This is a genomic window from Heminiphilus faecis (assembly GCF_008728965.1).
Classification (GTDB): Bacteria; Bacteroidota; Bacteroidia; order Bacteroidales; family Muribaculaceae; genus Muribaculum; species Muribaculum faecis.
On record NZ_VSMC01000008.1, the window covers coordinates 89,940 to 105,540 of the forward strand.

14 protein-coding genes are annotated in these 15,601 nt (G+C 51.8%); 6 read left to right on the top strand and 8 right to left on the bottom strand.

Features of this window, described 5'->3' with window-relative positions:
- The first annotated feature begins 61 nt into the window (after nt 1-61).
- From obgE to FW767_RS05065, 4 genes are all read left to right on the top strand, one after another.
- A complete protein-coding gene (gene obgE / locus FW767_RS05050) occupies nt 62-1,249 on the top strand; it encodes a GTPase ObgE (RefSeq protein WP_121698545.1) in 1,188 nt (395 codons plus the stop codon).
- Nucleotides 1,224-1,985 (top strand): polyphenol oxidase family protein, encoded by a 762-nt coding sequence (locus FW767_RS05055; protein WP_205523819.1) that lies wholly within the window; start codon nt 1,224-1,226, stop codon nt 1,983-1,985. The genes obgE and FW767_RS05055 overlap by 26 nt, the downstream gene beginning before the upstream one ends.
- A gap of 80 nt (nt 1,986-2,065) precedes the next feature.
- Nucleotides 2,066-2,557 (top strand): RNA polymerase sigma factor, encoded by a 492-nt coding sequence (locus FW767_RS05060; protein WP_121698543.1) that lies wholly within the window; start codon nt 2,066-2,068, stop codon nt 2,555-2,557.
- Between the two features lie 4 nt (nt 2,558-2,561).
- Entirely contained in the window at nt 2,562-3,110 is a 549-nt protein-coding gene (locus FW767_RS05065) for a hypothetical protein (protein ID WP_121698542.1), read from the top strand.
- Here FW767_RS05065 and ispG read toward each other — a convergent pair.
- From ispG to FW767_RS05095, 6 genes are all read right to left on the bottom strand, one after another.
- Entirely contained in the window at nt 3,107-4,768 is a 1,662-nt protein-coding gene (ispG, locus tag FW767_RS05070; protein WP_121698541.1) for a (E)-4-hydroxy-3-methylbut-2-enyl-diphosphate synthase, read from the bottom strand. The genes FW767_RS05065 and ispG overlap by 4 nt on opposite strands.
- A gap of 25 nt (nt 4,769-4,793) precedes the next feature.
- Nucleotides 4,794-5,300, bottom strand: a complete 507-nt coding sequence (purE, locus tag FW767_RS05075; RefSeq protein WP_121698540.1) for a 5-(carboxyamino)imidazole ribonucleotide mutase — start codon at nt 5,298-5,300, stop codon at nt 4,794-4,796.
- Nucleotides 5,301-5,329: 29 nt separating this feature from the next.
- Nucleotides 5,330-5,932 (bottom strand): hypothetical protein, encoded by a 603-nt coding sequence (locus FW767_RS05080; RefSeq protein ID WP_121698539.1) that lies wholly within the window; start codon nt 5,930-5,932, stop codon nt 5,330-5,332.
- A 30-nt stretch (nt 5,933-5,962) separates the two neighbouring features.
- Nucleotides 5,963-7,402, bottom strand: coding sequence for an RNA polymerase factor sigma-54 (gene rpoN / locus FW767_RS05085; protein WP_121698538.1), 1,440 nt, complete (start codon nt 7,400-7,402; stop codon nt 5,963-5,965).
- 97 nt (nt 7,403-7,499) lie between these two features.
- Nucleotides 7,500-8,444: a GNAT family N-acetyltransferase gene (locus FW767_RS05090; protein ID WP_121698615.1), complete on the bottom strand. Its 945-nt coding sequence runs from the start codon at nt 8,442-8,444 to the stop codon at nt 7,500-7,502.
- Nucleotides 8,445-8,469: 25 nt separating this feature from the next.
- Nucleotides 8,470-9,318, bottom strand: a complete 849-nt coding sequence (locus FW767_RS05095) for a 1-acyl-sn-glycerol-3-phosphate acyltransferase (protein ID WP_121698537.1) — start codon at nt 9,316-9,318, stop codon at nt 8,470-8,472.
- 202 nt (nt 9,319-9,520) lie between these two features.
- Here FW767_RS05095 and FW767_RS05100 point away from each other — a divergent pair, with 202 nt between their 5' ends.
- A complete protein-coding gene (locus tag FW767_RS05100) occupies nt 9,521-11,239 on the top strand; it encodes a SulP family inorganic anion transporter (RefSeq protein ID WP_121698536.1) in 1,719 nt (572 codons plus the stop codon).
- A gap of 243 nt (nt 11,240-11,482) precedes the next feature.
- Entirely contained in the window at nt 11,483-11,725 is a 243-nt protein-coding gene (locus tag FW767_RS05105; protein WP_205523820.1) for a hypothetical protein, read from the top strand.
- Between the two features lie 176 nt (nt 11,726-11,901).
- Here FW767_RS05105 and FW767_RS05110 read toward each other — a convergent pair whose 3' ends face one another.
- Together FW767_RS05110 and recJ are read right to left on the bottom strand one after the other, a co-directional pair.
- On the bottom strand, nt 11,902-13,800 hold the full coding sequence (locus tag FW767_RS05110; RefSeq protein WP_121698535.1) for a RecQ family ATP-dependent DNA helicase: 1,899 nt from the start codon (nt 13,798-13,800) through the stop codon (nt 11,902-11,904).
- A gap of 35 nt (nt 13,801-13,835) precedes the next feature.
- The gene (gene recJ / locus FW767_RS05115; RefSeq protein ID WP_121698534.1) at nt 13,836-15,563 is read right to left on the bottom strand and encodes a single-stranded-DNA-specific exonuclease RecJ; all 1,728 of its coding nucleotides are present in this window, start codon (nt 15,561-15,563) and stop codon (nt 13,836-13,838) included.
- Nucleotides 15,564-15,601 lie beyond the last annotated feature (38 nt).

Below are 15,601 nucleotides of genomic sequence, written 5' to 3' on the forward strand. Positions count from 1 at the left end.
GTTTCGGGCATGAACACGCAGAGCCACAAGCATGTTCTGACAATATAAATATGTAATAATTATGGCAGAATCCAATTTTATCGACTACGTGAAGATATTGTGCCGCTCCGGTAAGGGCGGCGCCGGCTCCCGACACTTTTACCGTGCGAAGTACATACCCAAAGGAGGTCCTGACGGAGGCGACGGTGGTCGCGGCGGCCACATAATACTCCGCGGCAATAAAAACATGTGGACTCTTCTGCCACTGAAATATCAGCGTCATGTTTTTGCCGGCAACGGACAAAGCGGATCTGGCAACCGCAGTTTCGGCAAAGACGGTGAGGACAAAATCATAGAAGTACCCTGCGGCACGGTAGTATTCGACGCCGAGACCGGCGACTTTCTCTGTGAAGTGACCCAAGACGGCGAAGAGATAAAACTCCTCCGCGGTGGTCGTGGCGGTCTCGGAAACTGGCACTTCAAAAGCGCTACCAATCAGACCCCCCGGTATGCACAGCCGGGTGAGCCGGCCATAGAAAAATCCGTCATACTTGAATTGAAGTTGCTCGCCGACGTAGGTCTGGTAGGCTTCCCGAATGCAGGAAAATCGACCCTTTTATCCTCAATATCTGCGGCACGTCCGAAAATCGCCGACTACCCGTTTACCACGATGGAGCCACAGCTCGGCATAGTCAGCTATCGCGACAACCGGTCGTTTGTCATGGCCGACATACCGGGCATAATCGAAGGCGCAAGCGAGGGCAAGGGGCTCGGGCTAAGATTTCTACGCCATATAGAGCGCAATGCGGTACTGCTGTTCATGATACCCGCCGACGCCAATGACATACGCAAAGAGTACGATATCCTGCTCAACGAACTGACCCGTTTCAATCCTGAACTGGCCGACAAGCACCGCGTACTCGCGATAAGCAAGTGCGACATGCTCGACGACGAGCTCATGGCAGAAATAGAGAATGACCTCCCGGAGGACCTGCCCCATGTATTCATTTCGGCCGTGTCGGGACTTGGCATACAGCAACTAAAAGACATGCTTTGGGAGGCCATCACCGACGAGGCCAACCGCATAGAACCGGCCACTATAACCCATCGCCGGCTTGACGGCCACCATCGTGTGAGAGAAGAGGACGAATTCTTATTTGAAAACACCCCGAAGGAAGCTGACGACGACATGCTGGCCGATGAAGAGTGGGACGACGAAGAGTGGGATGACAGCTGGGAAGACTATGACGGCTCCGACGATGCCCGATGACGGCTTCATACACATGATTGATATAGCACCGGGCGTGCACGCCGGCTTTACCTCACGAGGCAATACAACATCGTCGCCCTACTCCGGCATAAATATGTGTCACTACACGGGCGACGGACAGGCTCATGTTGCAGATTGCCGCGACCGGTTTTCAGGCATTACCGGCATTCCGTGTGAGCGCATAATAATACCGCGTCAGACCCATTCGTCCGATTGTGCGGTAATCGACCGCATACCTGTCGAAGAGGAGGTCATAAACGGAGTCGACGCACTCGTCACCACTCTTACAGGAGTCATAATCGGCGTATCCACCGCCGACTGCGTGCCTGTCATACTGGCCGACGCCGACAACGGAGTCATAGGAGCGGCCCATGCAGGATGGCGCGGAGCATTGGCCGGAGTTACCGACAACGCCGTCGAAGCCATGCTGCGGTGCGGAGCACGCATCGACAACATCAAGGCCGCCATGGGGCCATGCATATGCCCCGCCTGCTTTGAGGTAGGAGAAGAGGTGGCTGAAAATTTCCCCGACCGATTCATAGCACACGGCTTCACGAAACCGCATGTCGACCTGCCGCTTTACGTAAAGTCACGTCTTGAAGCCCGCGGCATAGCCCCGTCAATGATCCAGATGCCGCCGGCATGCACCCGCTGCGCCCCCGGCATATACTTCTCGGCCCGGGCCCTCGGCATCAACTCAGGACGCATCTACACTTTTATATCCCTCGACACTTAAATTTTTATCATAGATTTTCGTACACCGGTGAAACTATACGGAAAAGCCAGCGTCTAACTCGGCAAAACAGATCATCACCGATGCCATCAATTGAAAATAAAGACAGCGCGTTTGACTCGCTTATATCCATGCACGGCAGCACAATATCAAAAGTGTGCTACTTCTACGCCATCGACACGGATGACTTCAACGACCTGAGGCAGGAAGCACTCATAAATCTGTGGCGCGGACTTGACCGGTTTCGCGGAGAGGCCGAAATGTCGACATGGGTCTACCGTATATGCCTCAACACATGTGTGTCATACTTCCGGAGCAACAAGAAGCGCAGACTGTCGGTACCTGTAGACGAATGCCCGCAACTGATTGCCGACGACACCGACAAGAGCTCCATGCTCAAGGAAATGTACAATCTTATCAACCGGCTCGGACCCACCGACAAGGCGCTTATACTCATGTGGCTCGACAACTATGACTACGAAACAATAGCCGAAGTCATGGGCATACCGCGCAACACGGTAGCGTCACGGCTCCGGCGCATTAAAGAACGACTTGTAAAATACTCTAACCAATAGCCCTATGGACCCCGAAGAAATGAAAGTGAAATGGAATGAAATCAACTCACGCCTCGAAAACATCGAAGCGGTAAACTCACGTATACTCGAGCACATAAAACTCGACAAGGTAAAATCGGCACAAGAACGGCTGGCCCTGCAGTACAAACGCTTCTGCACAATACTGCCGATACTCGGCATATGCGCCGCATTCAATGCCATGCGGTTCTTTTCTACGGGCATACTCTTGGCTTTTATCGCGTTTTTCTGCATAGCCGCTGTCACCGACTTCTACCTGTGGCAGGGCATAAAGAGCATCGACACAGCCACTATGGGAGTGGCCGAAGTAGTCGCTAAAGCGCGTCTGTACCGCCGCCGCCACCATCAGGCGCAGATACTTCTCGCAGCGATAGTCATACCGCTGTTGACAGCTCTGTTCATTTACGCCAACGACTACTCACGCATAGGCATAATAATCGGCGGCGTTATCGGAATAGCCTTGGGACTCGTCGCGTACTTCAGCATGATGCGCAACTACAAGACCATGATTTCAGCCGAGGCCGACGATATCTAAGCGTCTTTCCAGTCGCCGCACGATTTTATCAGCTCCACGAGCCGCGGTATGGCCTCCTCCTGAGGTATATTCTTCTCGACACAGGTCTTGCCCTTGTACAGGCTGACGTGGCCCGACGCCGCACCCACATACCCGTAGTCGGCATCGGCCATTTCACCCGGCCCGTTGACTATACACCCCATAACGCCGATTTTCAGACCTTTCAGATGCGACGTGGCCTCCTTGACCGCCTTTAGTGTCGACTGCAGGTCAAAGAGTGTCCTGCCACAACCCGGACAGGCTATATACTCCGTACGGCTTATACGCAGGCGGGTAGCCTGAAGTATGCCGAGCGACACCCTCATCAACTCCTCGTCGCTAAGACGCGAACTCTTTATCCACAAGCCGTCGCGCAACCCGTTGAGTATCATGCAGCCGAAATCGGCCGACGCCATAAGGGCCACTTCGTCAAACTCCGCATCGCCGTAATCTATCATCGGTATCACAGGATGCGTCATGCCCGCGGCGGCCATGATATGCGCGGCGGCAAGTATAGAACCCGGGCGGTTGACATGTGACGTAGTTATGACCACCGGCTTGCCGGGATTATTTTTCAGTTCAGGCAGCCAGCTTGCAGCGGGGGTTGCCGCGTCGACCGGCACATAGTCGTCGAGCACGGCCTCCAGCCTGTTGACAACGACAGCAGGGCTGTCACCGCCCACTCCGCCGCAATTGTCGGAGGGACGGCGCTCCGGCATGTACGTACATGACGCATCGGTGACGCCGCACTCAATAGGAGCTGCGTCACTTCGACGGCTTATGTAATCGACAAGTGCCGCGGCCACAGGTATTTCGTTTTCAGGCGCTTCGCTGAGCGACACCCTTATCGTGTCGCCTATGCCCTCGGCAAGCAGTGTGCCTATGCCTACCGCGCTCTTTATACGGCCGTCCTCGCCGTCACCCGCCTCGGTCACGCCGAGATGCAGCGGAAAGTCCATACCCTCGTTATCCATAGCGTCGACAAGGCGTCGCACAGTCTCCACCATCACCGTCACGTTGCTGGCCTTTATGGATATGACTATGTCGTAGAAATCATGACGCACGGCAACGCGCAGAAATTCCATGGCGCTCTCCACCATGCCGGCCGGAGTATCGCCGTAACGACTCATGATGCGGTCGCTCAATGACCCGTGATTGACTCCGATACGTATGGCCGTACCATGACGGCGGCATGTGTCGAGAAACGGCACAAAGGCATCCTCTATGCGCTTCAGTTCGGCGGCATACTCCTCGTCGGTGTACTCTAACTTCTTGAACGTACGTCCGGGGTCCACAAAATTTCCGGGATTTATCCTCACCTTGTCAGTCACCACGGCGGCGGCAAACGCAGCCTTGGGATTGAAGTGTATATCCGCCACCAGCGGCACATCTGTGCCGGCGTCGCGCAACAGGCGTCTGACAACACCGATGTTTTCGGCTTCCCTTACTCCTTGGGCCGTAAGCCTTACATAGTCGGCTCCCGCTTCGGCTATACGGCGGCATTGGGCCACCGATCCCTCGGTGTCCATGGTCGAAGTATTGGTCATGGACTGTATTCTTACAGGATTATCGCCGCCCAATGGTATTCCGCCGATGTTCACCTCACGCGATCGGCGGCGCACGTAGTCATAGCTACCCATCTTATATATAATGAATATATTGCTATCAGTTTGTCTTAAAACGATACTTCACCTCGGCAAGCTCGGCATTGGCCTTCACTATTTTACCTGCAAGCGACTTTTTGAACTCGACAAGACGCGCGGCTGTAGCCTCATCGCCAAGCGCAAGCATCTCCACCGCAAGAAGCGCGGCATTATAGCCTCCGTTTATGCCTACGGTGGCCACAGGTATGCCCGGAGGCATCTGTACTATCGACAGCAACGCATCCATGCCTTCGAGTGTTGACGCGATAGGCACTCCTATCACAGGAAGAGTGGTATTGGCGGCGATTACTCCGGGGAGAGCGGCGGCCATACCGGCGGCGGCTATTATGACTTTTATACCGCGGTCGGCGGCGCCGGTGGCGAACTCCTCGACCTGAGCGGGAGTACGGTGAGCCGACAGAGCGTTCATCTCAAACGGTATCTCGAACTCATCAAGAAGCTGGGCCGCTTTTCCCATTACGGGCATATCTGATGTGCTGCCCATGATTATGCTAACGATCGGTTTCATATAATGTATATATTATTTGTTTTTCAGACTCATGTCAATATAAACACCCATAAAAAGCCGTTGGCCACACCGGCCACCACCTGCATGAGGGTGTGACAATGCAGAAGTATGCGCGAAGTGCCGAGTATACCGGTCAATATGATGGCAAGTGATATGACAGGCCACATGTCGACCACTGCTATGCCGTAAAACGCTATGCGCGACAATAGCGCGAGAAGACCGCCCATGGCCGCTCCGTGGGCGCTGATTTTCCACCACACGTTGACCACACACGACAGCGCGGCGGCCACAGCCCCGCCTATCATGAACATCCACATCCAGTGAGGGGCGTGTATGCCGTGAAGATACCATGACGCGCCTATATAGCAGGCTGTAGTCATGACGTAAGGTATATAACGCTCCTTACGGTTGTTGAGTCCGGGGTGGCTTATGACCTTTAGCTTATATAGAATGTAGATGGCAAGGACCGGCAATACGCAGGTTATAAGCCACACCATAACCACTACATTCCACCGCAGGGCCGCGGGAAGCATTGACAGCGTTGTCACCCACAGCGCGATAAACACAGCATAAGCAGGTATGAGCACCGGGCTTAGAACCCATGAAAATATGTGTGCGATTTTATTTATCATGTCTTTATAACGATTGATCTTTAACTATGTTTATATCTCGCGACGCAAACGCGCCACGGGTATGCCTAACTTCTCGCGATACTTGGCTACGGTGCGGCGCGCTATGTCATAGCCACGCGATACCATCTCGGCCGTTATGACCTCGTCGCTTAGAGGATGGCGTTTGTCCTCGGCGTCGATCACCGACTTGAGCGTGGCTATAAGTTCATGCGTCGACGCGTCGACGTCATCCTTGGGCCGCTCGTTGAAAAAGAATTTCAAAGGATACACACCGTGGGCCGTGGCCACGTACTTTCCGGCCGCGGCACGCGATATCACCGACAGGTCGTAGCCGGTCAGTTTTGACACATCCTTGAGTATCATGGGCTTGATGAGGCTTTCGTCATCGCCGTTGATGAAGAAGTCTTTCTGCAACCTCACTATGGCGCTCATAACACGGAAAAGTGTCTCCTGCCTCATGCGCAGTATCTTTATAAATTCTGTCGCCTCGTCGCGTTTCTGCCTGATAAACAGAGCCGTCTCGCCCGACGCTCTCGAACTTTGAGGCAATAAATGCTTGCCGTCTTCATCATCGCGAAAAGTAGCCTCGATGCGTAGCTCCGGCACGTTGTTAAGAAGCGTAAGCTCTATGTCGTTGCCCTCAACTTCAAGAGCGAAGTCGGGTATTATATGACGGGTACGTTCCTCGGCGGGGTCATCGCCTATGTCGCTCGCAGGCTTTGGATTGAGCGACCGTATGACTTTTATAGCCTCGCGCAGTTTTTCGGGCGATACGCCGACCGCCGACGCAAGCCTGTCATAGTGCTTGCGCGAGAACAGGTCAAAATAGTGGGTCACAATCTCCGTGGCTGTCTTCACGCTGTCGCTGAGTTCACGGCGTTTCAGCTGCAGAAGCAGACACTCGCGAAGGTCCACGGCTCCTATTCCGGCCGGTTCGAGAGTGCGCACAAGGTCAAGCATGGACCTGACCTCGGCTGTCGACGCCACCTGCCCGGTCTGCTCCTCAATATCGTAAACCATCGAATTGACATCGCGCGTCAAGTATCCGTTGTCGTCAAGATTGCCGGCTATGTATAAGGCCACGGTACGCTGCCGGTCAGTCAGATCATGCTCGGCGAGCTGCTCCGAAAGCATATCGAGAAGCGACATAGCCCCGTCGGCCGCCACCGGCTCGGCATAAGTATCGTTTACACTGTGATTGCGCGCTTCAAGCCGATAAAAAGGTATCTCCTCCTCCGAAGCATAATCGGCTCGCCTTATATCTTCGGCCGTTTCGTTAAACCGCTCGTTATCCTCGGCGGCATCATCGGCCTCGACCTTCTCAAGAGCGGGATTATCGTCAAGAGCCCGCCGCACTTCATCTTCCACCTCAGGACCGTTCATCTCAAGCATTTTCACAAACTTTACCTGAAGCGGAGAGAGCCGCTGTTGCAGCCGTTGTTGCAGTGATAGGCTTAATGACTCTTCCATAATCGCAATATATAATGTATACAAAAGTAACAATTCGGCGCCGATTTCGCCTAATAATGTCACTTATTTTTTCGGACCACACCCCATAAGGGCATTTTCACGACACCGTGTCGCCGGCATGATATGTGCCTATGTGCCGTCCTTTTTTCTCTTCAAATATTTCCGATACGGCAAAAAATATACCGCTTTCCTCCACATCGCCAAACTCGTCGTTGATCGCCGTGCCGAACATCCTCATCGAAGGCGACAGGCTCATGTAGGCGTTGACAAGCGGAGGTATGTTGTAGCCATACTCCCTGATGGCTTTGTTGAGTATCTTGTAGTCTTCCTTGAATGACGTACCGGTAAACATCCGCTCCATCGCCTCGATATCGGTGTGGGTCTTCAGTGGCGTTATGGGCACAACGAGATGGTCCGGGTCAGGAAAGTGTTTGGTAAGGAAGTAAAGTATCATGTTGCGGCACTCCGCATTGTAGCTCGGATACATGGTCACCTTTCCGAAAAGGTATTTAACCGACGGATACACTACGGTAAGAGCACCCAGACCGTCCCACAGGTTATCGAGCGCATAAAGCGCCTTGGGACCGGCCTTTGACGTCTGGTACTCGGGCCTCACCCATGACCGCCCAAGCTCCACGATGTGAGGCAGATACTCCTTTATGAACCGCGGAGAGAAGTCAAACATATGACTCGTGGCTATGCGTGGCTTGCCGTCGGGAGTAAATCTGATATTGTCACCGGTAATAAACCGATAGCCCCCTATGATCTCGCGCTCATCGGGATTCCATACTATCAGCTGACGGCACGGAGGATCCATAAGGTCAAACTCGTCTATGTCGCACACCTTGCCCGTACCGCCTCCGTCATTGCGGAAAGCTATCTCGCGCAGACGCCCTATCTCTTTCATCACATTGGGTGAATTGTGGGCATCTATGATATAGATATGATTGCCCCCCTTGTTGGTGTTTCGCAGAAACTTATCGGGAGTCAACTCTTTTTCAAGCAACTCAACAGGTATCGGATCAATAATCTGCATGCTCATTTTATTCACAGCTTGGTGTTGATGTCTATTTCGTTTTTAAATTATATACTATGCGCTTCACTCTGCGGGCTTCCTCCGACGCCTGTCTTCCTCCTCGGAATATCGTGTGCGACAGCGGATTGCCCACTTTCAGCGTAAAGTGTGCATTACGGCTTTTAAATATTTCCCGCGGGAGGTAGATCATCTCGATGTTGAATTTCAATCCCAGACGGGTACGTAACTTTGCAAAATTATAAAAAAACGATGAATTTCTACCATCAAAATACACCGGAATTATATCACGGCCGTACTGGACGGCTTTGTTTATAAACATTTTCTGCCATTTCAGGTCACGCACTCCCTTTTTACCTTTACGCGACACAAGGCCGGCCGGAAAAATTATGATCGGATCATTGCCGGCAAAATATTCGTCTACGTCGGTCGTGGCCTCGCGGCTCTGACGGCCGTGTTTGTTGACAGGAAGAAAGACCTCCTTCAAAGGCTTTACAGCCATAAGCAGGTCGTTGACCACAAACTTCACCTCGCCTCCGTACACTCGGTGTATCCAATCGATCATCACTATACCGTCAAGAGCCCCGAGAGGATGATTGCTGACTATTATTATCCTGCGGTCGTTGGGCATAAGTTCCTCGCCCTTAACTTCATATGTGACTTTGAGGTCTTTAAGCACGGCACGGCAGAATCCGGCACCGTGTTTGCCCCGCGTACGTTCCAGTATGCCGTTTAGCTCATCCTGCCTCACGGTACGCTCAAGCCATCTGACCAGCACACCGGGTATGTAGCGCGAATATTTAGGCAGACGCTCCTTCAATGTCGCGCCCACCGCCACATGCAGGGCCTCGTCCTTGTTATGTCTTGCATTGTGATGAAACATACCGCAAAATTAGTCAAAATACTCGTAAACGCCCTAAAAACCGCTATCACCTGTCCTGTAGGACTAATCAACCCAATTAGCCCTATATAATACTCCTTCCCCTAAATTCATGCCTGAAAGCAATGTTTTTCACTATTTTTTAGTAAATTTGCGCCATAATTCTACAGTCTATTAATTTTTGTTAAACTTATCATCTTGCAAGATGAAGCTTTCAGGTACAATCGATTTTCAGCCGAAACTCCTATCGGCCTTACGTCATTATTCATTAAACCGTTTTAAAGATGACCTAATTGCGGGCATCGTGGTGGGCATAGTGGCTCTGCCGCTGGCCATAGCTTTCGGTATAGCTTCCGGAGTAAGCCCCACCATAGGCCTCATAACCGCTATAATCGGCGGCTTCCTCGTATCGGCTTTCGGCGGCAACTCCGTCCAGATAGGCGGTCCGACAGGCGCATTCATCGTTATCGTCTACAGTATAATACAGAACTTCGGGCTGCAGGGCCTCGCCATAGCTACACTCATGGCAGGACTCATACTTATTCTGCTCGGTCTCTTTCATCTGGGCACTGTCATCAAGTTCATCCCCTATCCCATAGTCGTAGGCTTCACCAGCGGTATAGCGCTGACCATCTTCTCCACGCAGATCAACGACTTCCTCGGACTTGGCCTTAAGGACGTTCCGAGCGAGTTCCTGTCGAAATGGGGTGTGTTCATATCCAACTTCGACAAAATAAGCTGGCCCACACTTGCCGTAGGCGCCATATCTCTTCTCATTATTATATTGACTCCAAAAATTTCCAAGAAACTGCCCGGCTCACTCATAGCCATAATAATAGTGACAGCCGCAGTATACCTGCTGAAAGGGGCCTTTCCCGAATTTGCCGTCGAAACCATCGGCGACCGTTTCGGTTCGTTACCTACCGACATACCCCAGCCCCGCGGCTTCGAACTGTCGATGGGCACCATCAACCAATTGCTCCCGTCGGCATTCACGATAGCTGTTCTATGTGCCATTGAGTCGCTGCTGTCGGCTACAGTAGCCGATGGTGTCACCGGCTCACGCACCAACAGCAATACCGAGCTTATAGGTCAGGGCATAGCCAACATAGTAGTGCCCTTCTTCGGTGGCATACCCGTCACCGGAGCCATAGCACGCACTATGACCAATATAACCAACGGAGGCCGCACTCCCGTAGCCGGCATCATACATACCGTCGTATTGCTGCTCATATTCCTATTCCTCATGCCGCTCATCAACCTCGTGCCTATGAGCTGTCTGGCGGCCGTACTCATCATCGTGTCATACAACATGAGCGGCTGGCGTACTGTGGTAGGCATATTCAAGGCTCCCAAAAGCGACGTGTCCGTACTCATCGTCACATTCCTTCTTACGGTCATCTTTGACCTCACGATAGCTATCGAGATCGGACTGCTGCTTGCCATTATCCTCTTCCTCCGCCGTGTGACTGAAAACACCCAGATAAAGGTGTACTCCGAACAGCTTGACGTGGCAGAAGGCACAGACGCCACCCACCATGAAGTGCTCGACGTAGAAAAAGGAGTTAGCGTATACGAAATCGACGGTCCGTTCTTCTTCGGCGTGGCTACTAAGTTTGACGAAATGATGCGGTCCACCCTCGGTGATAAGCCGGTAGTACGCATACTGCGCATGCGTAAGGTGCCGTTCATAGACGCCACCGCTGTACACAACCTTGAGATACTTATAAAATCGTCGCAGAACGAAGGCATACATATAGTGCTCTCCGGCGTGAACCCGCAGGTGCGTCAGGTACTCCTTAAATCCGGCATTGACAGTCTTGTAGGAGAAGATCACATATGCGACCACATAACCAAAGCGGTGAAAATGGCAAACCGTATCGCAGGCAGCTATAATGCGCTGCATCACCATTCGGCCCATTGACAGGCTTAGGGACCAGTGTTGTTGGAGATGCAAAAGATTGCCCGGCCGGCAACGGCATGTTTTCAACAGTCAGAGCGGAGTTTGCTCTTGCCGCGGACTTATTGCCATTGCCGCTTTAAGTGTTAAAAATCAGGCACTTCAAATACAAAATTTTGTATTTTTTATAGAAAAAGCATTTTACCGTAAAAAATATTGTAAATTTTTGTTGTTGTGTTCCGATTTTATATTAACTTTGCATCGTTTTTGAAGCTAAAAATTGTTTTATTATTAATTTACAAAGAAATGAAAAAGTTAGTTTTATTACTTGCTGTTGTATTCAGCGTATCAATGTTCTCTTGCAAGTCTTCTGACGCTGCTGCTGAAGCTAATGACTCTGTAGCTGTTGTAGAAGAGGCTGTTGAAGTTGTAGAAGTTGTTGCTGATTCTGCTGCTGCCGCTGCTGACTCTGTAGCTGCTCCCGCTGACTCTGCAGTTGTTGCTGAATAATTAATTCAACTACAGCATGAAATAAGCTGACCACATAGTGATCAGCTTTTTTTGTATACCTGCCTCTCATCAATCACATCAAGACACGGCTTCAAAATACGGTTAATATATTTTTGAGGCAGGTTGGACATTTTTGACACATTGGCCCCATTCGGCATGCCGGCATCACCTCTAACTCAGCACCTGCTGATCGTATCGTCGGCCCCGATACACAATTTGCCCCTTTTCACCAGTCGACGTACGCACTCGATCACATCGTCGCGGCGCCAAGACGACTCCCGCACAAGATATTCCACCGTACGCGGCTCCTGCGACACCATATACATAACCGATGACTCAAGCTCCTCTCGGCTAAGACTGTTAATCCTGACATGCTTCCGTTCGCGGCACACGTCACACTTGCCGCAAGGCGACACCGACTTCTCTCCGAAATACCTAAGCATCAGGCTTACACGGCACTCATCGACTGCAAACGCGAATTTCTTCATGGCCTCGATGCGCTTTTCAAGCCGGCGTCGCTGATCTTCATAGACCGCCGTAGGCATAACAACATACTTAGGCAACTCGCGGGAGGTCGTATAGTATAAGTATGGAGTAGTCTTGCGAGGTATATACTGAAGTATCTTCATCCGCGACAGAGCCAGAAAAGTCTCGTAGACCTTCTGCTCGTCAACATCGGCACGCCGCGCTATCAAAGACTCATTGACGTACACAAAATCGGCAAACAGCCCGGTGTAGCTACGTAGCAATATGTTGAAGATACGGTCACCCTCATCATCAAGCCTTACATCATAAAGCTCATCCTTGTAAGCGATTATCATGACACGCGACTGCATTGTCACCTCTTCGATAAACTCGAAATAACCCGCCTGCGTAAGCAGATGCATGGCACTCCGCGCAGGCAACGGCGGCAAGTCATAAGTCTTGACAAACAGGTCGAAATTAAATTCAAACACCTTGTCATAACCCGACCCCACGGCCACGTTGACAAAGTTGCCCGCCATTTCGTAAACCCTTCGGATAAGCTCTTTGTCAGGAAATGCATCGGTCACCATGCGTGTAAGCCGCGCCTTGTCGGTCTTTGCAGTCAGCAGCACGGCAAAAGCCGGTTTTCCGTCGCGGCCAGCCCGGCCAGCCTCCTGATAATACTCTTCAAGTGACCCGGGCAAATCAAAGTGAACCACCACCCTGACATCGGGCTTGTCGATGCCCATGCCGAAAGCATTGGTAGCCACCATGACGCGCACCTCGTCGCCCTTCCACCGGGCCTGCTTCTCGTTTTTATCCTCGGGAGCAAGACCGGCATGATAATAGTCGGCGCTTATGCCCGATGACACAAGCATGTCAGCAATCTCGCGGGTGCGCCGACGCGAACGCACATACACCACCGCGCTGCCTACGGTATTTCCCAATACACGAAGCAACTGGCGCTCCTTGTCAAAGTCGTTTCGCACAATGTATGACAGATTGTCGCGCGCAAAACTTTTCGCATACACGTTGCGCTCTCTGAACAGCAGCTTGTCCATTATGTCATCGACCACTTCGGGAGTGGCCGAAGCAGTCAAAGCGAGTACAGGCACCTCGGGAAAATGGCTGCGCAGCTCACCGATTTTCAGATACGACGGACGGAAATCATAGCCCCACTGCGATATACAGTGAGCCTCGTCGACCACGATAAGACTTACATTCATCTGCCTGAGCTGGGCCGTAAATGGCTCCGAACGCAATTTTTCAGGCGACACATAAAGTATTTTTATCTTACCGAGGCGGCAGCGGTCCATGCCGAGTTTCTGCTCGGCCCGAGTGAGACCGGCGTGAAAATAAGTAGCCTTTATACCACGGTCACGCAGATTGTCGACCTGATCTTTCATCAATGATATAAGCGGAGTCACCACAAGGGTAAGCCCCGGAAGCAGCATGGACGGCACTTGAAACGTGAGCGACTTACCGCCGCCTGTAGGCAACAGACCGAGTGTGTCGCGTCCGGCGAGCACCGACGTGATTATATCCTCCTGAAGCGGCCTGAAATCTTCATAGCCCCAGTACTTGCGCAATATGTAATGAGGCTCAGCCACCTGACATCCTATACTTGACGCTTGGTACTATATATTCAGCTGCTGACTCTTATCTCTTTGACCTGCAACTGAATGTGTCCGGCGGAACTCTGATGCTTGTTCTCCTCTATGGTATAACAGATGTCAAACGGTTTACGTGCATGTATATGCTCGAAAAACTCGCCCATATTGAACGCTATGCCGTTGAATACCTTTCCGGAAGTATTGTCGACGAGCTCCAGCTTTATGTGCTCCAGATGCTTGCCAACGAGCTTGCTCGTGCCGAAATCCATAACACCGCGGCTGCAGAACACAGGCTTCTGATTGCCGGGGCCGAACGGGTTGAACCGGCGCAGCAAAGACAGAAACTCCGGTGTAATTTCGGAAAACGTCAAAAACGCATCGATGTCAAGTTGAGGCGTCAGCTGCGACGGCAGTATATTTTCAGCGACATACTCCTCGAAGCGACGGGTAAATTCCGGTATGTTCTCCTCCTTCAGCGACAACCCCACAGCATATGTGTGGCCGCCGAAGTTCTCAAGCAGGTCGCGCGAGGCATCTATGGCGCTGTACACGTCAAAGCCCTGTACCGAACGCGACGAGCCGGTGGCAAGTCCGTTGGACAGAGTAAGCACCACGGCCGGCTTGTAGTACAGTTCGGTCAGTCGCGACGCCACTATGCCTATTATGCCTTTGTGCCAGTCCTTATTGTATATGACTATCGACTTTTTGTCATTAAGACGTTCGTTATGGCGCTCCAGTATGGCATTGGCCTCTTCGGTTATGCGCTTGTCGAGCTCCTTGCGGTCCTTGTTGTACTGATCTATGTTCTTGGCTCGCTGATATGCGTCGGAAAAGTCGCGCGACACGAGCAGCTCAACAGCCTCGCGCCCGCTCTGCATGCGTCCCGACGCATTGATACGCGGACCTATCTTGAATATGACGTCGCTTATCGTGATTTCTCGATTGCCGAGCTGACATATCTTGATGATAGCCCGCAGGCCCACATTAGGATTGGTATTAAGACGCTTCAGACCCCAGAAGGCCATGATGCGGTTCTCACCTACCATAGGCACAATATCGGCAGCGATACTTACCGCCACAAGATCGAGCATGTTGTCAAGCTCATTGCCCGTGATGCCGTTGCTCTTGGCAAACGCCTGCATGAACTTGAACCCCACTCCGCAGCCCGACAGATGGGGACACGGATAAGTGCTCCCTTCAAGCTTCGGATTAAGTATAGCCGCGGCCGGAGGCAACTCGTCGTCAGGTACGTGATGATCGCAGATGATAAAGTCTATGCCGAGCGTGGCGGCATACTTTATCTCCTCGATCGCCTTTATACCGCAGTCGAGAATGATTATAAGCTTCACTCCCGAGGCATGAGCTTCGTCTATCGCCCGGAGTGATATACCGTACCCTTCGTCATAGCGGGTAGGTATGTAGTACTCTATGTTGGAGTAAAAATTCTGCAGGTATTTGTATACGAGCGCCACCGATGTGGTGCCGTCCACATCATAGTCGCCAAATACGAGAATCTTCTCCTTTGACCCCAAGGCTTTGTTAAGCCTGTTCACAGCTTTATCCATGTCCGGCATCAGAAACGGATCATGCATGTCCTTCAGCGACGGATGGAAGAATCGCTCCGCCTCGTCAACTGAGGATATGCCGCGCTGCACCAGCAACTCGCTAACAGGTGGGCAATTGGCGTATTTCGACGCCAACTCCGTCTCTAATTTTTGCTCTTCTGTTGTAAGGGGTAAGTAATTCCATTTACTTATCATTTATGTTATTTTTTATTTTTGCATAGCAAAACACCTGT

What these genes read in the sequence shown, in the direction of transcription:
- obgE (WP_121698545.1), top strand. Translation starts at nt 62, where the DNA reads ATGGCAGAATCCAATTTTATCGACTACGTGAAGATATTGTGCCGCTCC.
- FW767_RS05055 (WP_205523819.1), top strand. Translation starts at nt 1,224, where the DNA reads ATGACGGCTCCGACGATGCCCGATGACGGCTTCATACACATGATTGAT.
- FW767_RS05060 (WP_121698543.1), top strand. Translation starts at nt 2,066, where the DNA reads ATGCCATCAATTGAAAATAAAGACAGCGCGTTTGACTCGCTTATATCC.
- FW767_RS05065 (WP_121698542.1), top strand. Translation starts at nt 2,562, where the DNA reads ATGGACCCCGAAGAAATGAAAGTGAAATGGAATGAAATCAACTCACGC.
- ispG (WP_121698541.1), bottom strand. Translation starts at nt 4,768, where the DNA reads ATGGGTAGCTATGACTACGTGCGCCGCCGATCGCGTGAGGTGAACATC.
- purE (WP_121698540.1), bottom strand. Translation starts at nt 5,300, where the DNA reads ATGAAACCGATCGTTAGCATAATCATGGGCAGCACATCAGATATGCCC.
- FW767_RS05080 (WP_121698539.1), bottom strand. Translation starts at nt 5,932, where the DNA reads ATGATAAATAAAATCGCACACATATTTTCATGGGTTCTAAGCCCGGTG.
- rpoN (WP_121698538.1), bottom strand. Translation starts at nt 7,402, where the DNA reads ATGGAAGAGTCATTAAGCCTATCACTGCAACAACGGCTGCAACAGCGG.
- FW767_RS05090 (WP_121698615.1), bottom strand. Translation starts at nt 8,444, where the DNA reads ATGAGCATGCAGATTATTGATCCGATACCTGTTGAGTTGCTTGAAAAA.
- FW767_RS05095 (WP_121698537.1), bottom strand. Translation starts at nt 9,318, where the DNA reads ATGTTTCATCACAATGCAAGACATAACAAGGACGAGGCCCTGCATGTG.
- FW767_RS05100 (WP_121698536.1), top strand. Translation starts at nt 9,521, where the DNA reads ATGAAGCTTTCAGGTACAATCGATTTTCAGCCGAAACTCCTATCGGCC.
- recJ (WP_121698534.1), bottom strand. Translation starts at nt 15,563, where the DNA reads ATGATAAGTAAATGGAATTACTTACCCCTTACAACAGAAGAGCAAAAA.